At 53.9% G+C, this 19,112-nt stretch carries 14 protein-coding genes; 10 read left to right on the forward strand and 4 right to left on the reverse strand.

All coding sequences use genetic code 11. The annotated features are described in order from the left end of the window. The first annotated feature begins 16 nt into the window (after window positions 1–16). The 9 genes from nuoG to ABD035_RS15975 all read left to right on the forward strand — a co-directional run bounded on the left by nuoG (window position 17) and on the right by ABD035_RS15975 (window position 11,344). The gene (gene nuoG, locus ABD035_RS15935) at window positions 17–2,734 is read left to right on the forward strand and encodes an NADH-quinone oxidoreductase subunit NuoG (RefSeq protein WP_343871125.1); all 2,718 of its coding nucleotides are present in this window, start codon (window positions 17–19) and stop codon (window positions 2,732–2,734) included. Then, the gene (gene nuoH / locus ABD035_RS15940) at window positions 2,731–3,708 is read left to right on the forward strand and encodes an NADH-quinone oxidoreductase subunit NuoH (protein WP_212713999.1); all 978 of its coding nucleotides are present in this window, start codon (window positions 2,731–2,733) and stop codon (window positions 3,706–3,708) included. The genes nuoG and nuoH overlap by 4 nt, the downstream gene beginning before the upstream one ends. 11 nt (window positions 3,709–3,719) lie before the next feature. Continuing rightward, window positions 3,720–4,262 (forward strand): NADH-quinone oxidoreductase subunit NuoI, encoded by a 543-nt coding sequence (gene nuoI, locus ABD035_RS15945; protein WP_025903341.1) that lies wholly within the window; start codon window positions 3,720–3,722, stop codon window positions 4,260–4,262. A gap of 10 nt (window positions 4,263–4,272) precedes the next feature. Next, window positions 4,273–4,827, forward strand: a complete 555-nt coding sequence (nuoJ, locus tag ABD035_RS15950; protein ID WP_343871126.1) for an NADH-quinone oxidoreductase subunit J — start codon at window positions 4,273–4,275, stop codon at window positions 4,825–4,827. Continuing rightward, window positions 4,824–5,126 (forward strand): NADH-quinone oxidoreductase subunit NuoK, encoded by a 303-nt coding sequence (gene nuoK / locus ABD035_RS15955; protein WP_029989503.1) that lies wholly within the window; start codon window positions 4,824–4,826, stop codon window positions 5,124–5,126. The genes nuoJ and nuoK overlap by 4 nt, the downstream gene beginning before the upstream one ends. After that, window positions 5,123–6,958, forward strand: a complete 1,836-nt coding sequence (nuoL, locus tag ABD035_RS15960) for an NADH-quinone oxidoreductase subunit L (protein WP_343871128.1) — start codon at window positions 5,123–5,125, stop codon at window positions 6,956–6,958. The genes nuoK and nuoL overlap by 4 nt, the downstream gene beginning before the upstream one ends. Window positions 6,959–7,062: 104 nt before the next feature. After that, entirely contained in the window at window positions 7,063–8,583 is a 1,521-nt protein-coding gene (gene nuoM, locus ABD035_RS15965) for an NADH-quinone oxidoreductase subunit M (protein WP_212713996.1), read from the forward strand. A 6-nt stretch (window positions 8,584–8,589) separates the two neighbouring features. Further along, window positions 8,590–10,047, forward strand: coding sequence for an NADH-quinone oxidoreductase subunit NuoN (nuoN, locus tag ABD035_RS15970; protein WP_343871129.1), 1,458 nt, complete (start codon window positions 8,590–8,592; stop codon window positions 10,045–10,047). A gap of 847 nt (window positions 10,048–10,894) precedes the next feature. Then, a complete protein-coding gene (locus ABD035_RS15975) occupies window positions 10,895–11,344 on the forward strand; it encodes a GNAT family N-acetyltransferase (protein ID WP_343871184.1) in 450 nt (149 codons plus the stop codon). Window positions 11,345–11,372: 28 nt separating this feature from the next. On the opposite strand, the gene ABD035_RS15980 is transcribed toward ABD035_RS15975, so the two are convergent. After that, window positions 11,373–13,028 carry a glucan biosynthesis protein D gene (locus ABD035_RS15980; protein WP_343871130.1) on the reverse strand — a complete coding sequence of 552 codons (1,656 nt, stop codon included), beginning with the start codon at window positions 13,026–13,028 and terminating at the stop codon, window positions 11,373–11,375. Between the two features lie 361 nt (window positions 13,029–13,389). On the opposite strand from ABD035_RS15980, the gene ABD035_RS15985 reads away from it, so the two are divergent. Next, window positions 13,390–14,652 carry a nicotinamide mononucleotide deamidase-related protein YfaY gene (locus ABD035_RS15985; protein ID WP_425579733.1) on the forward strand — a complete coding sequence of 421 codons (1,263 nt, stop codon included), beginning with the start codon at window positions 13,390–13,392 and terminating at the stop codon, window positions 14,650–14,652. A gap of 537 nt (window positions 14,653–15,189) precedes the next feature. Here the strand turns inward: ABD035_RS15985 and yfaE are convergent. The 3 genes from yfaE to nrdA form a co-directional block, all read right to left on the reverse strand. Next, window positions 15,190–15,459 (reverse strand): class I ribonucleotide reductase maintenance protein YfaE, encoded by a 270-nt coding sequence (gene yfaE / locus ABD035_RS15990; protein ID WP_212713993.1) that lies wholly within the window; start codon window positions 15,457–15,459, stop codon window positions 15,190–15,192. Between the two features lie 2 nt (window positions 15,460–15,461). Then, window positions 15,462–16,592 (reverse strand): class Ia ribonucleoside-diphosphate reductase subunit beta, encoded by a 1,131-nt coding sequence (nrdB, locus tag ABD035_RS15995; RefSeq protein ID WP_212713992.1) that lies wholly within the window; start codon window positions 16,590–16,592, stop codon window positions 15,462–15,464. 83 nt (window positions 16,593–16,675) lie between these two features. Beyond that, window positions 16,676–18,955 (reverse strand): class 1a ribonucleoside-diphosphate reductase subunit alpha, encoded by a 2,280-nt coding sequence (nrdA, locus tag ABD035_RS16000; protein ID WP_212713991.1) that lies wholly within the window; start codon window positions 18,953–18,955, stop codon window positions 16,676–16,678. Window positions 18,956–19,112: the final 157 nt, after the last annotated feature.

Genomic DNA, 19,112 nt, shown 5'->3' on the forward strand with positions numbered 1-19,112 from the left:
CGGAAGCATGTTCACTATGGCTACAATCCATGTAGACGGTAAAGAATATGAAGTAAACGGGGCAGACAATCTGTTACAGGCGTGTCTGTCACTGGGGCTGGATATTCCTTATTTTTGCTGGCACCCGGCGCTGGGCAGCGTGGGTGCCTGCCGCCAGTGTGCGGTTAAGCAATATCAGAATGCCGAAGATACCCGTGGACGTCTGGTCATGTCCTGCATGACGCCCGCGGCGGACGGTACTTTCATCTCTATTGACGATGGTGAAGCAAAAGAATTTCGTGAAAGTGTGGTGGAATGGTTAATGACGAACCATCCGCACGACTGCCCGGTGTGTGAAGAGGGGGGTAACTGCCACCTTCAGGATATGACCGTGATGACCGGCCACAGCTTCCGGCGTTACCGTTTTACGAAACGGACCCATCAGAATCAGGATCTGGGGCCGTTTATCTCTCACGAAATGAACCGCTGTATAGCCTGTTATCGCTGTGTCCGTTACTACAAAGATTATGCCGGCGGTACAGATCTTGGCGTGTATGGCGCGCACGATAATGTCTATTTCGGACGCCCGCAGGACGGCACACTGGAAAGTGAGTTTTCCGGTAATCTGGTGGAAGTCTGTCCGACCGGGGTCTTTACCGATAAAACCCATTCTGAACGCTACAACCGTAAGTGGGATATGCAGTTTGCGCCAGGCATCTGTCAGCAATGCAGCGTGGGTTGTAATACCAGTCCCGGCGAGCGCTACGGGGAGTTACGGCGCATTGAAAACCGCTTTAATGGCAGCGTAAACCACTATTTTCTGTGTGACCGTGGCCGCTTTGGTTACGGATATGTCAATCTGAAAGACCGGCCTCGCCACCCCTGGCAACGCCGGGGTGACCATCTGCTGACGATGGATGCCGGACAGGCAGTGAACGCGGTAGCGGATGTGCTGCGTCAGGCCGGAAACGTGGTCGGCATCGGTTCGGCGCGGGCCAGCATCGAAAGTAATTTTGCGTTACAGCAACTGGTGGGAGCAGAAAACTTTTCCACCGGGATGGCCGGCCAGGAACATCAGAATGTGATGCAGGTGCTTCAGGTACTGCGTGAAAGCGGTATATATACGCCGTCGCTGCGGGAGATTGAAGACTATGATGCCATCCTGGTGCTCGGGGAGGATCTGACGCAGGTCGGCGCCCGTGTCGCGCTTTCGGTACGTCAGGCCGTGAAAGGTAAAGCCCGTGAGATGGCGGCAGCCCAGAAGGTGGCGGACTGGCAGATCGCGGCCATCCTGAATATTGGTCAGCATGCGAAACATCCGCTGTTTATCACCCATGTCGATGAAACCCGGCTGGATGATATTGCGGCCTGGAGTTACCGTGCCCCGGTGGCGGAGCAGGCCCGCGTCGGATTTGCGATTGCCCATGCCATCGACAGCGCAGCACCGGCCGCAGAAGGTCTTGATAGCGCGCTGGCAGGCAAACTGGATGTAGTGGTACAGGCGCTGACCGGTGCGAAGAAACCGTTGATTATTTCCGGAACCCACGCCGGGTCATCCGCCATGATTGAGGCGGCGGCAAATGTGGCGCGGGCGCTGAAAAATACCGGCGCAGAGGTCGGGCTAACCCTGCTGGTACCTGAGGCCAACAGCCTGGGTCTGGCGATGCTGGGCGGACAGCCTATTGAGCCGGTACTGGAGAAGCTGCGCCGCGGTGAAGCCGATGCGGTCGTGATTATGGAAAATGACCTTTACCGTCATGCCCCCCGGGCGCTGGTCGATGAGGCCCTGAGTGTCTGCCGGCAGGTCGTGGTGGTAGATCACCAGCAGACGGCGACGCTGGAAAAAGCCGGCTTCGTGTTACCTGCCGCCAGCTTTGCTGAAGCTGACGGCACCCTGGTGAACAACGAGGGCCGGGCGCAACGTTTCTTCCAGGTATTTGATCCGGCTTTCTACGACAACACGGTGCTGATTTCTGAAAGCTGGCGCTGGCTGCACTCACTGAAGGCAGTGCTGGAAAGCCGTAAAACCGACTGGTCACAGCTGGATCATGTGATCGAATCCGTGATTGTGCAGCAGCCGCAACTCGCCGCTATCAGGGATGCGGCTCCCGATGCGGCTTTCCGGGTCCGCGGTCAGAAACTGGCCCGTTCGCCCCATCGCTCCAGCGGCCGTACGGCGATGCGTGCCAATATCAGTGTGCATGAACCGCGCCAGCCTCAGGACAAAGACACCATGTTCGCTTTTTCCATGGAGGGGAATAACCAGCCGGAGGCACCACGCTCGCAGGTGCCTTTCGCCTGGGCTCCGGGCTGGAACTCGCCTCAGGCCTGGAACAAGTTTCAGGATGAAGTGGGCGGACATCTGCGACACGGGGATCCGGGGGTCAGGCTGATTGAGCCTGCTGCAGGACAACTTCCCTGGTTCCCGGTACCGGCTCCGCGTGACCCTGAGGGCTGGCAGGTTGCACCACTGTATCGTCTGTTCGGCAGTGACGAATTATCACAGCGTTCAGCCGTTTTCCGTGAACGCATGACCGATGCCGTCGTGGTACTCCATCCGTCAGATGCCGCCAGCCTGGGAATCAATGAAGGGGCCCGGCTGGAACTGCAATGTTGCGGAGAAACGCTGGTGTTACCGGTCCGGTTTTCTGCTCAGTTGCCTGCAGGACAGATAGGGCTGCCCTTAGGCCTGCCGGGGATCCCGCCGTACCTGTCCGGTGCAACCATTGATAAACTGCAGGAGGCAGCGCAATGAGCTGGTTTACACCTGAAGCGGAAGCGGTCATTGTCCAGGTCATTAAATCGGTGGTGATCCTGCTGGTCGTGGTGGTCTGCGGGGCTTTTATGAGTTTTGCAGAGCGCCGGTTGCTTGGTTTGTTCCAGAATCGCTACGGGCCAAACCGTGTCGGCTGGGGGGGATCACTGCAGCTTGCCGCAGACATGATTAAAATGTTCTTCAAAGAAGACTGGGTGCCGCCCTTTACCGATCGCGTCATCTTTACCCTGGCCCCGGTGATCGCCTTTGTGGCACTGCTGCTGGCTTTTGCCATTATTCCGGTTGCGCCAGGCTGGATGGTGACCGACCTGAATATCGGCTTACTGTTCTTCCTGATGATGGCCGGGCTGGCGGTGTATGCGGTGCTGTTCGCCGGCTGGTCGAGTAATAATAAATACTCGCTGCTGGGGGCAATGCGTGCCTCTGCCCAGACCCTGAGTTATGAAGTTTTTCTGGGGCTTTCTCTGATGGGCGTGGTGGCGCAGGCGGGATCTTTCAATATGTCTGATATCGTCAACAGTCAGGCCCATTTGTGGAATATCATCCCGCAGTTCCTTGGCTTTATTACCTTCTGTATTGCCGGGGTGGCTGTCTGTCACCGCCATCCGTTTGACCAGCCCGAAGCCGAGCAGGAACTGGCCGATGGTTATCATATCGAATATGCCGGGATGAAGTTCGGGTTGTTCTTTGTCGGTGAATATGTGGCGATTACGACCGTCTCCGCGCTGATAGTGACGTTATTTTTCGGCGGCTGGCTTGGCCCCTGGTTACCTCCCTTCGTCTGGTTTGCCATCAAAACCGGCTTCTTCATGATGATGTTTATTCTGATCCGTGCCGCGCTGCCTCGTCCGCGCTATGACCAGGTCATGTCGTTCGGCTGGAAAGTCTGTTTGCCGTTGACGTTGTTGAATCTGCTGGCGACCGCCGCAGTGATTCTGTTCAACGCGCAGTAAGGAGTAGCACCGTGAAAATAAAAGAAATTGCGACAGGCTTTGCGACCCAGGTACGGAGTATCTGGATGATAGGGATGCACGCCTTTGCTAAACGTGAAACACAAATGTATCCGGAGGAACCGGTATATCTGCCCCCGCGCTATCGGGGACGGATTGTGCTGACCCGGGATCCGGACGGCGAAGAACGCTGTGTGGCCTGTAATCTGTGCGCGGTAGCCTGTCCGGTGGGATGTATTTCCCTGCAAAAAGCGGAGATGGCTGACGGACGCTGGTATCCCGAGTTTTTTCGTATCAACTTCTCGCGTTGCATCTTTTGTGGCCTTTGCGAAGAAGCCTGTCCGACCACGGCTATCCAGTTAACGCCCGATTTCGAACTGGGTGAATTCAGGCGTCAGGATCTGGTGTACGAAAAAGAGGACTTACTGATTTCAGGACCAGGCAAATATCCGGAATATAACTTTTATCGTATGGCCGGTATGGCAATCACCGGTAAAGAGAAAGGCTCCGCCGAAAACGAAGCCAAACCTATCGACGTTAAAGGCTTATTACCCTAAGGAGTCGGGCATGGAATTCGCGTTTTACTTTTGCGGGGCGGTGGCAGTGTTAACCACACTCAGGGTGATTACTCATACGCATCCTGTGCACGCCTTACTGTATCTGATCATCTCCTTACTGGCCGTGGCCGGGGTCTTTTTCTCCCTGGGGGCTTATTTTGCCGGTGCGCTGGAAATCATCGTCTATGCCGGTGCCATTATGGTGTTGTTCGTCTTTGTGGTGATGATGCTGAATCTGGGCAAGGCTCAGCAAAAGCAGGAGCAGGAATGGCTGAAACCCTCACTGTGGATCGGTCCTGGTGTCATCGCGTTATTGTTACTGATAGCGATGATCCATGCGATCAGCACCATTAATGATCAGGGGATCGACGGAACCGTGATCGCCGCCAAAGCGGTGGGGATCAGTCTGTTTGGACCGTATGTCCTGGCCGTGGAACTGGCATCGATGCTGCTGCTGGCGGGGGTGGTCGTTGCCTACCACATTGGCCGTGAAGAACGCCGTGGTGAAGTATTAAGTAACCTTACAGATGACTCAGTACAGGCTAACAGGGAGGAACAGATATGATACCTCTGCAACACGGACTGATCCTTGCGGCAATTCTTTTTGTGCTCGGGCTGACCTCGCTGATCGTCCGGCGTAATCTGCTGTTTATGCTGATTGGTCTGGAAATCATGATCAACGCCGCTGCGCTGGCGCTGGTGGTGGCGGGAAGTTACTGGGGGCAGGCTGACGGTCAGGTGATGTATATTCTGGCGATCAGTCTCGCCGCGGCAGAAGCCAGCATCGGGCTGGCGTTATTGCTGCAATTACATCGTCGTCGTCAGACCCTGAATATCGATTCAGTGAGTGAGATGCGCGGATGAACCTTCTCTATTTAACTATTTTATTGCCACTACTGGGTTTCCTGTTGCTGGCATTCTCCCGCGGTCGCTGGTCAGAAAATGTCTCTGCCACGGTGGGGATCGGGTCTGTCGGACTGGCAGCCCTGGTGACCCTGTATGCCGGCATCGATTTTTTTGCACACGGGCAGGCGCTTTATCAGCAACCGCTCTGGACCTGGATGCAGGTCGGGCAGTTCAATATTCAGGTCAGCCTGACGCTGGATGGACTGTCGATGACCATGTTATCGGTAGTGACCGGGGTGGGCTTTCTGATCCATATGTTTGCCTCCTGGTATATGCGCGGTGAAGAAGGGTATTCCCGTTTCTTCGCCTATACCAACCTGTTTATCGCCAGTATGGTCGTTCTGGTACTGGCGGATAACCTGATGCTGATGTATCTGGGCTGGGAAGGGGTAGGGCTGTGCTCTTATCTGCTGATTGGTTTCTATTACACCAATCCGGATAACGGTAAAGCTGCGATGAAAGCATTTATCATCACCCGCATCGGGGATGTCTTTCTCGCCATTGGCCTGTTCATCCTCTACAACCAACTGGGTACGCTGAATTTCCGTGAGATGGCCGCCCTGGCATCGGAGCAGTTTGCCGCCAATAATCACCTGCTGGCGTGGGCAACCCTGATGTTGCTGGGCGGTGCGGTCGGTAAATCGGCACAGTTACCTCTGCAAACCTGGCTTGCGGATGCGATGGCGGGGCCGACCCCGGTCTCTGCATTGATCCATGCGGCAACGATGGTCACCGCCGGTGTCTATCTGATTGCCCGTACGCATGGGTTGTTCCTGCTGACGCCGGAAATTCTGCATCTGGTCGGGATTATCGGGGCCATTACGCTGGTGCTGGCAGGATTTGCGGCACTGGTTCAGACAGATATCAAACGGGTACTCGCCTATTCGACCATGAGCCAGATAGGCTATATGTTCCTGGCCTTAGGGGTTCAGGCCTGGGATGCAGCGATTTTCCACCTGATGACCCACGCTTTTTTCAAAGCGTTGTTGTTCCTCTCGTCCGGCTCCGTCATCCTGGCGTGTCATCACGAGCAGAACATATTCAAAATGGGCGGCCTGCGTAAGCGTATCCCGTTGGTCTACACCTGCTTCCTGGTCGGGGGGGCCGCGTTATCGGCATTACCGATCATTACGGCCGGTTTCTACAGTAAAGATGAAATCCTCTATGGTGCGATGGTCAACGGCCATCACCTGCTGCTGATAGCGGGTCTGGTCGGGGCGTTCCTGACGTCGATCTATACCTTCCGGATGATTTTCATCGTCTTCCATGGAGAAGAAAAAATTAAGGCCCATGCCGGCAAAGGGATCACTCACCATTTACCGTTACTGGTACTTCTGGTGTTGTCGACCTTTATCGGGGCGCTGATCACACCGCCTCTGCAGGGCGTGTTACCGGATACCGGCACCGGGGAGGCCGGTAAAGCTGCGCTGGAAATCACCTCCGGGGTCGTGGCGGTGGCCGGCATTGTGATAGCGGCATTGTTATGGCTGGGGCGCAGAACACTGGTTACTGCCGTGGCTGCCAGTGCGCCCGGACGCTTTCTTTCCCGCTGGTGGTTTGCTGCCTGGGGCTTTGACTGGCTCTATGACCTGGTGTTTGTCAAAAGCTTCCGGGGTATCGCCTGGCTATTGAAATCGGATCCATTCAACGCCTTGATCGATCTGCTGGGTACCACCTCGCGGGCAGCAGGCAGGGCACTTGCAGTGAGTGAGAACGGGTATCTGCGCTGGTATGTCGCCTCCATGGGCATTGGTGCAGTCGTGGTGCTGGCGTTAATGCTGGTGGTTTGAGGTGAGCGGAAAAGAGCAGGGTGCAGACACTTCTGTTTTTCGATGCTTGATAAATTTCCGCGGTGGCATGACTGCCGCGGATCACTAAAAGGGAACCTAACGCCGTGTTACTACCTTGGCTAATTATCCTCCCCTTCGTCGGCGGCTTGCTCTGCTGGCTGGCTGAACGCTTAGGCGTCAGAGCACCACGCTGGATAGCGTTGCTGACCATGGGGTTAACGCTGGTCCTTTCCTTGTTACTCTGGTCACAGGGAGGGTATTCATTCACTCAGGCTGCGGGCATTCCGCAGTGGCAATCGTCTTTCTCTGTTCCCTGGATCCCTGCGTTCGGCATCAGCGTTCATCTGGCGATCGATGGCCTGTCGTTGCTGATGGTCGTGCTGACCGGTCTGCTGGGGGTGATGGCCGTTCTCTGTTCCTGGAACGAAATTCAGAAGTATCAGGGGTTCTTTCATCTGAACCTGATGTGGATCCTGGGCGGGGTGATCGGCGTTTTCCTGTCCGTTGATCTGTTTCTGTTCTTCTTCTTCTGGGAACTGATGCTGGTCCCGATGTACTTTCTGATAGCCCTCTGGGGACATAAAGCCTCGGACGGTAAAACACGGATTTCGGCAGCCACCAAGTTCTTTATTTATACCCAGGCATCCGGGCTTATCATGCTGATTGCTATCCTCGGACTGGTGATGGTGCATTACCAGGCGACAGGCGTCTGGACCTTTGACTACGAACAATTGCTGCATACGCCGATGTCTTCGACGGTGCAGTACTTGCTGATGCTGGGTTTCTTTATCGCTTTTGCGGTGAAAATGCCGGTTGTCCCCTTACATGGCTGGTTGCCGGATGCGCACAGTCAGGCTCCGACCGCAGGCTCGGTTGATCTGGCCGGTATTTTGCTGAAGACCGCAGCCTATGGTCTGTTGCGCTTCAGCCTGCCGTTATTTCCACAGGCATCCGCAGAGTTTGCTCCGATCGCCATGGGGCTGGGACTGCTGGGGATTTTCTACGGGGCCTGGATGGCGTTCTCCCAAACGGATATCAAGCGCCTGATCGCCTACAGTTCGGTTTCACATATGGGTTTTGTGATGATTGCCATCTATACCGGCAGTCAGCTGGCCTTTCAGGGCGCTGTCGTACAGATGATTGCCCATGGTCTCTCTTCTGCGGCGCTGTTTATTCTCTGTGGTCAGCTTTACGAGCGACTGCATACCCGCGATATGCGTCTGATGGGCGGATTGTGGTCGCGTATCAAATGGTTACCGGGGCTTTCACTGTTCTTTGCGGCAGCGAACCTTGGCATGCCGGGCACCGGAAACTTTGTCGGCGAATTTATGATCCTGACCGGCGGTTTCCGCACGGTACCGGCCATCATTGTGATTGCGACGTTCGGACTGGTATTTGCTTCGGTGTACTCTCTAATCATGATACAGCGGGCATATTATGGTGCGCCTCAATCCCCGGCACCGCTGCGGGGGTTGTCTGTGCGTGAGTTTACGATGATTCTGGTACTGGTGGTGCTGCTGGTTCTGTTGGGGGTTTACCCGCAACCGATTCTGGATACCTCAAATGCTGCGATGAGTAATATTCAGCACTGGTTTACCGTTTCAACTTCTATGACAAGGCCGTGATCCGCCATGACAATTACTACTGAACAATTGATTGCACTGCTCCCCCTGTTAATCACCGGATTAACCGTGGTGGTCGTGATGCTGTCTATTGCGTGGCGACGTAATCACTTTGTGAACGCTACGCTGACAGTCATTGGTCTTAATATCGCGCTGGTGTCTCTGTGGTTCAGCGGCCATAGCGGAGGAGCAGACGTTACCTCTCTGTTACGGGTGGATGGCTACTCGGTATTTTACAGTGCGCTGGTTATTCTGTCCGGGCTTGCGACCTGCACCTTCGCTTATCCCTGGCTGAAGTCTTTCAAAGACCACTGTGACGAGTTCTATCTGCTGGTCGCCATCGCCGTACTGGGGGGCATCGTACTGGCGAGTGCTGACCATCTGGCCTCACTGTTTATCGGTGTCGAGCTGCTTTCGTTGCCTCTGTTCGGTCTGGCAGGTTATGCCTTTCGCCACAAAGGCTCACTGGAAGCGGCGATCAAATATACCTTGCTGTCTGCCGCGGCTTCATCCTTCCTGCTGTTCGGTATTGCGCTGGTCTATGCCGGATGCGGGGAACTGACTTTTTCAGGACTGAGCCAGAGCATGACGGGAGCAGCACTGACATCACCTCTGATGCTGACCGGATTCGGAATGATCGTGATCGGTGTCGGGTTTAAACTGTCGCTGTTTCCATTCCATCTCTGGACACCGGATGTGTATCAGGGGGCGCCGGCGCCGGTATCCGCCTTCCTTGCCACCGGCAGTAAAATCGCTATTTTCGCTGTGGTGATGCGTCTGTTCCTGGACGTTCCGGTCAGCCAGAGCGAGGGAATGCGAACGGCGCTGGCCGTTATTGCTTTCGCCTCTATTCTGGCGGGCAACCTGATGGCACTGTCCCAGAGTAATATTAAACGGATGCTCGGCTACTCCTCTATCGCTCATATGGGCTATTTGATGGTGGCGCTGACGGCGGCGGCTTCGCATGAGTTATCGATCGAAACGGCCGGGGTGTATCTGGCGGGCTATCTGTTCAGCAGCCTCGGTGCCTTCGGCGTCGTCAGCCTGATGTCGGGCGCAGGCAATGAGGATGATACCGGTTCACTCTACTCTTACCGTGGATTGTTCTGGCACCGTCCGGTGCTTGCCGGGGTGATGGCAATGATGATGCTCTCCCTGGCAGGGATCCCTGCGACGCTCGGTTTTATCGGTAAGTTTTATGTGCTGGCTTCCGGTGTGCATGCCGGTTTGTGGTGGTTAACCGCCGCCGTGGTTGCCGGAAGTGCCATCGGGCTTTTCTATTATTTGCGTGTCACCGTCAGTCTGTTCCTGAGCGCACCAGGCTTACATCATCGGGATACGACTAACAGTTGGGGATATACTGCCGGCGGTATTGTCGTTCTGATCTCGGCAGTGCTGGTGTTATTACTGGGTGTTTACCCGCAACCGTTAATCTCGCTGGTCAGGCTGGCGCAGCCCTTACTGTAACCGGCTTACTTTGCGGTAACTGATTAAAAGGCCATGGGTTCCATGGCCTTTTTTATATCCGGAGGTGCCGGATAAAATGCTATCGGTCCTGACCCCGAAACCTGACCCCGAAACCCGAAACCCGAAACCCGAAACCCGAAACCCGAAACCCGAAACCCGAAACCCGAAACCCGAAACCCGAAACCCGAAACCCGAAACCCGAAACCCGAAACCCGAAACCCGAAACCCGAAACCCGAAACCCAAACCTGACCCCGAAACCCAAACCCAAACCCAAACCCAAACCCAAACCCAAACCCAAACCCAAACCCAAACCCGAACCCGAACCCGAACCCGAACCCGAACCCGAACCCGAACCCGAACCCGAACCCGAACCCGAACCCGAACCCGAACCCGAACCCCTAAGCGATGAAGGATGAACAGATGAACCCGAAACCCGGATGATGATTTTTCTGGCTCCGTATTTCTTGCCTGAGTCTGTAACGTTACCTGGTCTGGCGTGGGTGTTATCTTTTACCCGCCAGTGTATCTGTCTGAGGTTTTCCCGATGTCCGGTAAATTGCGGGATGTGGCTCGATGACAGGATGGTTATCCGGGAGAGGGCCAGGGCGTGCCCCGGGCGGGTCGTTTATTTCAGGTATTGCAAACGCAGTATCTGTTGCATACGCCTTACCGCGTAACGACTCTCTTCCGGTATCGGTATTATGTGGTCTGGCGGACAGTGCGTTAACCGGTATTTTCCAGGGCTGTGGTTTACTGCTACAGTCATCAGCAGACAGATGCGGAGCGGGACGGTTGATTACCCGGATAATGAAACCCGCCGTAAAACAGGGAAAAAACATGCAGCCAATGATCTGGAAAGATTACCACCATACTGAATTACCGGTCGCAGAGTGTTATCAGATGCTGGCATTGCGTAATCAGGTCTTTATTGTTGAGCAACAATGCCTTTATCAGGATATCGATGGCGAGGATCTGCGGGGGGATAACCGTCATTTACTCGGGTTTCGTGACGGTGTGCTGGTGGCTTATGCACGGATCCTGGTGACAGAAGAGGCCCCGCAGGAAGTCAGCATCGGGCGGGTCATTGTCGCTCCGGCGGCACGCGGGCAGGGGCTTGCTTATCTGTTGCTCGACAAACTGCTGGAAAGTTGCAGGCTTCACTTTACTGCGCTGCCGGTACACTTATCCGCTCAGGCACATTTGCAGGCATTTTATGCCGGCAGGGGATTTGTGGCAGAAGGGGAGATTTATCAGGAAGACGGGATTGACCACATCACAATGAGGTTAAAAAAATAACGGAGCCCGCAGGCTCCGTCGGTGATGATCAGCCAGCGCTCATCTGGCGATCATCCACATATTTCCGCTGATCGGCTGCCGGCGGAACATACTGATACATCCAGGTTTCGCTAAGAGTCTCACCTTTCGTACGCAGGAACAGACGCATATTCACCGGTGCCGTTGAATCACTGTCCGGATACCAGTCAAACAGGATCCGGTACGCGTTCAGAGGTTCAACATACAGTATTTCAACCTGTTTAAAGGTTCCGGAGGAAACGGTGATCACCGGTTCAATACCTTTCGGGGCTGCGGCTTTCAGGTCTCCGCCCACAAAGTCGATAGCAAAGCGACGGCACCAGACTTCCGGAAAGTGTTCACCCGGTGCCCAGCCTTCAGGGAAGCCGCCGATACCTGTGCGCGTCGCACCGACACGGGCGAGAGAGCTTTCCACCGGTGGCAGGCTGCTCCAGTAGAGTTTGTACTCAAAACTGAGAGTATTGCCGGCTTTCACCGGGGTCTGCGGTTGCCAGAAACAGACAATGTTATCCAGTGTTTCGCCCGTTGTCGGGATCTCCATCAGATTGATGGCCCCTTTCCCCCATTGACCAACAGGCTCTACCCACAGGCTTGGCCGTTTGTCATACCAGCCAATAACGTCCTGGTAATCAGAGAAGTCATGATCAAGCTGTAACAGACCAAAACCACGAGGGTTTTCGTCGCTGAAGCTGTTAAAGGTCAGACGTTGCGGGTTATTCAGCGGCCGGGCAATCCATTCACCTTTACCTGTCCACATGGCCAGGCGATCTGAGTCGTGAATTTGCGGGTGATAAGTGTTACACATCCGGCGATCGTTGGTACCGCAGCTGAACATACTGGTCATCGGAGCAATACCCAGTTGTTCTATATCTTTACGCGCATACAGACTGTTTTCCACGGTCATGACGACCCGGTCTTTATCGCAGTCAATGGTGAATTTGAAAGCACCGGTCAGACTGGCTCCGTCCAGCAGCGCATACACTACAAAAGTGGTGTCCTGAGGTTTGGGTGTCTCAAACCAGAACGCGGTGAAGTCAGGAAATTCTTCATGGTTAGTGAAGGTATCAATGGCGACGCCACGAGCGGATAAACCGTACTGATAGGTATCATCGACCGCCCGGAAATAGCTGGCGCCGAGAAAAGAAACGATATCTCTGCGGGCCAGTTCCGGTTTTTTGAAGACACGGAATCCGGCAAAACCGAGATCGGTCTTGCCGGTCAGCTGTCCGACGTCGACATGAGCATCATTGTAATTAAACAGTTCAGGACGGAAATGTACTTCTCTGGCTTCATGTGTTGCGGAATCGACAGAGAACATCCGGATACGGCGTTTGAAGCCCATCCCGACATGGAAGAACTGCACATCCAGCTCACGATCGGGGACGTTGTTCCACAGAGAATGACTGGTATCATACTGTATGGCGTTGTAGTCCTGGGGGGTAAGGTTAGCCAGGGTTTCTGGCAACGGACCCGGCGCGCCAGCCCAGGGTTTTTTAGCCAGCGCTGAAGCCTGTTGCTTCAGCTGACTGAAATCGAATTTTCTGGCGGTACCATCAGCGATACCATCGGCCGCCCAGGCCTGGTTTGCCAGCAGTGAAGATAAACCTGTCATAGAACCAAGAGCCGAGACAGCCATCGTGCCTTTAATAAACTTTCTGCGATTCATGCCGGAAACATATCCTCTGTTGTTAAAGTGTAGAGTGGCTGTGGGAAGCGTTCTCCGGTCACTGTGCCGGTAAACGCCATTCCTATATTACGACAGAGCACCCTCGCTAAAATTCACTGTTAAGAAATTTATCAGATTAATCAGTGAAGCGATGCTTTTTCGTGATCATGGAACAGAAATTTTATTCTAATTGTCGCGGAGTGTTAGCAGAAAATTCCGGGTGAGACGGTCAGTGAGGAGCGTGGCCCGGGTCTTTATGATTATTTTTGCCTGTCATTGTCAGGCCAATAGCTGAAATGCGTCGCCGGTGGTATTTTAAGTAACAGACGCTTTTTTATTTTTCCGGTCAGAGGGTTAACATATGTCCGGCCGGTGCCCGCCCTTGATACAGGAGCTGCACGTGAAGATAGAGATGTTATCAACCGGTGATGAAGTCCTCTACGGACAGATTACAGATACTAATGCCAGCTGGCTGGCAGAAACCCTGTTTTCACAAGGTCTGGTGATGACACACCGTTCCACCGTCGGGGACTCTCTGGACTCTCTGGTTGAGGAACTGACACAACGCAGCCAGGTGGCGGATATCCTGATTGTGAACGGTGGTCTGGGGCCGACCAGCGATGACTTAAGTGCCCTGGCCGCAGCGACGGCCTGTGGCGTACCACTGGAAATGAATCAGCAATGGCTGGCACATATTGAAGATTTCTTTAGTCAGCGCGGGCAGCCAATGGCACCGCAGAATCGCAAACAGGCCGAAATTCCGCAATCGGCGGAACTGATTGATAACCGCGCAGGGACTGCCTGCGGTTTCAGCGTCATGCTCAATGGATGCCGGATATTCTTTACTCCCGGAGTCCCTTTTGAGTTTAAGATCATGGTAACCGAACAGATCCTGCCACGCCTGAAAAAACAGTTCAGCCTGCCGGAACCTCCCCTTTGTCTGCGTATGACCACCTTCGGCCGCGGTGAAAGCTCACTGGCCGCGATGCTGGAAGATTATCCGCTTCCGAATGGGGTGACTATCGGCTACCGGGCGGCCATGCCGGTGGTTGAAATCAAACTGACGGGACCGCAACGTCTGAAAGCGCCGATGGAGGCCTTATGGCAACAGATCCGCGAAGCTCTCAATGAGTGGATCCTGTTCGAAGGAACGCAAGGCCTGCCTGCGCAACTGGCGACTCTGCTTGCACAGCGCGGACTCTCTCTGGCCGTCAGTGAAATGTATACGGCCGGATTAGTACACTGGCAACTGGCCGGTGCAGCTGTCCCGCTCAGGGGAGGAGAGTTACCGGTTTCTGTACCTGAAACATTGGCTCAGCTGGGTGAGCGTGCCGCAGCACTGGCCCGGAAGTCAGGGGCTGAACTGGCACTGGTGATCGGCGGACTGGATAATGAAACGCTGGGCGTCGCATTGATGACCCCGGAAGGGATTCAGGCTGAACGATTAACCTTTAACAGTCGCCGTCATTCGCTTGCCATGCGTCAGGAACTGATCAGTACTGTGGCAATGAACAGGCTGCAACGCTGGCTACAGGGGAAATCAGCCCCGCTATCTTATAGCTGGCTGGAAGTCAGTGAACGGTTCCCCCGGACGCCTGATACTGACCCGGAACCGGGGCAGTGATCGCCGTCCGTACAATATCCCGCCGGTTAAAGAGGGCAGGCTGACTGCCCGCCATAGTGCGGGGTATTTCACCGGGAAACACAACACGGGTGGGATCTATTTTCAGGTTTCCGGTCACTCTGCCGGTGAAGACTCAGCAGGAGCTGACGATCCGGGGAAAGGATGTACATGATACGGGGAATACACAAGACGGGTGGGATCTATTTTCAGGTTTCCGGTCACTCTGCCGGTGAAAACTCAGCAGGAGCTGACGATCCGGGGAAAGGATGTACATGATACGGGGAATACACAAGACGGGTGGGAGCGATTTTCAGGTTTCCGGTCACTCTGCCGGTGAAGACTCAGCAGGAGCTGACGATCCGGGGAAAGGATGTACATGATACGGGGAATACACAAGACGGGTGGGATCTATTTTCAGGTTCCCGGTCACTCTGCCAGTGAAGACTCTGCATTGAACTGACAGGCAGGGACGCATCTATCAGACCACAACGACAGACGCCGGGGAAGCGAAACATTATCTCCGCCCCGGCGACAGAATTACAGCTCCAGCTCGATATCGCCGACCGGCTGACAGCAGCAGGGCAGGATCTCTCCCTGCTGGATAAACGCCAGCGGCTGGCTGCGATAACAGACCTGGCCTTTGCACAGCTTAACCCGGCAGGAACCGCAATAACCTTCACGGCACTGATACTCCACCGCCAGCTGGTGCGCTTCGAGCGCACACAGCAGATTAGGGTGTTCACTCTCCACACATTCCAGCTGCTGGCCGGAATGGGTGAGCGTTACGGTAGCAGATTTGCCGCTCATGGTTACAGCTGGAAGTCGTTGAAATCGTCGGCCCCGACTTCAGAATCAATCTGACCTACTAAATACGAGCTGACTTCCACTTCCTGTGGGGCAACCTGGACGTTGTCGGAGACCAGCCATGAATTAATCCATGGGATCGGGTTGGAACGGGTCTGGAACGGCAGATCCAGTCCGACGGCATGCATACGAATATTAGTAATATATTCGATATACTGGCACAGAATATCTTTGTTCAGGCCGATCATCGAACCATCACGGAACAGGTATTCTGCCCACTCTTTCTCCTGGATAGCCGCCTTTTTAAACAGTTCATAACACTGTTGCTGGCATTCCGCGGCAATTTCTTTCATTTCCGGGTCATCTTCACCGCTACGCATCAGGTTCAGCATATGCTGGGTACCGGTCAGATGCAGTGCTTCATCGCGGGCAATCAGACGGATGATTTTAGCATTACCTTCCATCAGCTCACGTTCAGCAAAGGCAAATGAGCAGGCGAAGCTGACATAAAAGCGGATAGCTTCCAGCGCATTGACGCTCATCAGACACAGGTAGAGTTGCTTTTTCAGGTTACGCAGGCTGACCACAACCTCTTTACCCGCCACCTGATGAGTTCCTTCACCCAGTAAGTGCCAGTAATTGGTCATCTGGATCAGGTCATCATAGTAACCGGTGATGTCTTCCGCACGTTTCAGGATCTGTTCGTTGGTGACGATATCGTCGAATACCAGCGCCGGATCATTAACGATATTACGGATGATATGGGTGTAAGAGCGGGAGTGGATCGTCTCTGAAAATGACCAGGTTTCAATCCAGGTTTCCAGTTCCGGAATCGACACCAGCGGCAGTAAGGCCACGTTCGGGCTACGTCCCTGGATAGAATCCAGCAAGGTCTGATATTTCAGGTTGCTGATAAAAATGTGTTTTTCGTGTTCCGGCAACGACTGATAGTCGATTCGATCACGGGCAACGTCCACTTCTTCAGGACGCCAGAAAAAGGACAGTTGCTTTTCGATCAGTTTTTCAAAAATATCATATTTTTGCTGGTCATAACGGGCAACGTTGACCGACTGACCGAAAAACATCGGTTCTTTTAACTGATCGTTTTTGTTTTGTGAAAATGTAGTGTAGGCCATCAGGAAACATCCGATTCATACAGGCTGACGTTTCAGCGGTTAACTAAAGCCAGGGGCAAACAGCAAGCCCCTGGCGGAAAGGGTTAAATCTTGCAGGCGCCGCCTTCACAACCATCGTCGGCTGGCGCAAGATCGTCCTGAGAATCCTCTGCACCATCACGGGTGTTCTGGTAATAGAGGGTTTTTACGCCAAATTTATAAGCTGTCAGCAGGTCTTTCAGCAGCTGCTTCATCGGCACCTTACCGTTAGGGAAACGGGTAGGGTCGTAGTTGGTATTTGCAGAGATCGACTGGTCGACAAATTTCTGCATCAGCCCGACCAGTTGCAGGTAACCGTCATTCGAAGGCATATCCCACAGCAGTTCGTACTGATCTTTCAACGCATCATAATCCGGAACGACCTGACGCAGGATCCCGTCTTTCGAGGCCTTGATACTGACATGACCACGAGGAGGTTCAATGCCATTAGTCGCGTTTGAAATCTGTGAAGATGTCTCAGAAGGCATCAGGGCAGATAACGTCGAGTTACGCAGACCGTGTTCTTTAATCGAGGATCTCAGTGCTTCCCAGTCCAGGTGCAATGGTTCATCACTGATCCCATCCAGATCCGCTTTATAGGTATCAATCGGTAGTACGCCGGCGGCATAGGTGGTTTCGCTGAACCACGGGCAGGCACCTTGCTCTTTCGCCAGTTCGTTCGAGGCTTTCAACAGATAGTACTGGATCGCTTCAAACGTTTTATGAGTCAGGTTATTGGCACTGCCATCAGAATAGCGTTTACCGTGTTTCGCCAGGTAGTAGGCAAAGTTAATCACACCGATACCCAGGGTACGGCGTCCCATGGCACCACGCTCGGCGGCAGGGATAGGGTAATCCTGATAATCCAGCAGGGCATCGAGTGCCCGTACCGCCAGAACGGAAAGTTCTTCCAGTTCACTGAGGTCGCTGATAGCCCCCAGGTTAAAGGCTGACAAGGTACAGAGCGCGATTTCACCGTTTTCGTCATTGACGTCGTTTAACGGACGGGTCGGCAGAGCAATTTCCAGGCACAGGTTAGACTGACGCACTGGCGCGATAGCCGGGTCAAACGGGCTGTGGGTATTACAATGGTCGACGTTCTGGATGTAGATACGTCCGGTCGAAGCACGTTCCTGCATCATCAGTGAGAACAGTTCCACCGCTTTAATACGCTGTTTACGGATGCTGCTGTCCTGCTCGTACTGCGTATACAGACGTTCAAATTCCGCCTGATCAGCAAAGAAGGCATCGTACAGACCAGGGACATCCGACGGGCTGAACAGGGTGATATCTTCACCTTTCAGCAGGCGCTGATACATGAGTTTGTTCAGCTGAACGCCATAGTCCATATGACGGACACGGTTACCCTCAACACCACGGTTATTCTTCAGGACCAGCAGGCTTTCAACTTCCAGATGCCATAACGGGTAGAAGAGTGTCGCTGCACCGCCACGCACACCGCCCTGAGAACAGGATTTTACGGCGGTCTGGAAATGCTTGTAGAACGGGATACATCCGGTATGGAAAGCTTCGCCACCACGGATCGGGCTGCCCAGTGCACGAATACGGCCCGCGTTAATACCGATACCGGCGCGCTGTGACACATATTTGACAATGGCACTGGAGGTGGCATTGATGGAATCCAGGCTGTCACCGCACTCAATCAGTACACAGGAGCTGAACTGACGGGTAGGGGTACGCACACCCGCCATGATAGGTGTCGGCAGAGAAATCTTGAAGGTGGAAACAGCATCATAGAAGCGCTTGATGTAGTCAAGACGCGTATCACGCGGATAGGCAGAAAACAGGCACGCTGCGACCAGCATATAAAGGAACTGGGCGCTTTCATAGATGTCACCGTTAACACGGTTCTGAACCAGGTACTTTCCTTCCAGCTGTTTAACCGCGGCATAAGAGAAGTTCATATCCCGCCAGTGATCGATAAAGCCGTCCATCAGGGCAAACTCTTCTTCACTATAATCTTCCAGCAGGTGAGCGTCGTATTTCCCGCGTTCGACCATGGACCGGACATGGGTCAGTAAGGCAGGTGGCTCAAACTGGCCGTAAGCCTTTTTACGCAGATGGAAAATAGCCAGCCGGGCAGCCAGATACTGGTAATCCGGTGCTTCACGCGAAATCAAGTCTGCTGCAGCTTTGATGATGGTTTCATGAATGTCGGAAGTTTTGATTCCGTCATAAAACTGGATGTGGGAGCGCAGCTCGACCTGAGAGACCGAGACATTCTGAAGACCTTCCGCTGCCCAATCGAGTACCCGGTGTATTTTATCGAGGTTGATTCGTTCCTGGCTTCCATCGCGTTTCGTGACGAGCAGACTTTGATTCATGTCGCGTTTACCTATCTATGCATGAGTATCAGTGAGTTATATATTTCGGGCACTTATGCACAGATTCTTCTTTGTGAATAAAACTGTGGATAAGCACTACATGTAGGGGGTGTTCAGAAAATATATAACAAGATAGGGTTTATTTTAGTGAGATCCT

This window comes from Tatumella terrea (assembly GCF_039523755.1).
Classification (GTDB): Bacteria; Pseudomonadota; Gammaproteobacteria; order Enterobacterales; family Enterobacteriaceae; genus Tatumella; species Tatumella terrea.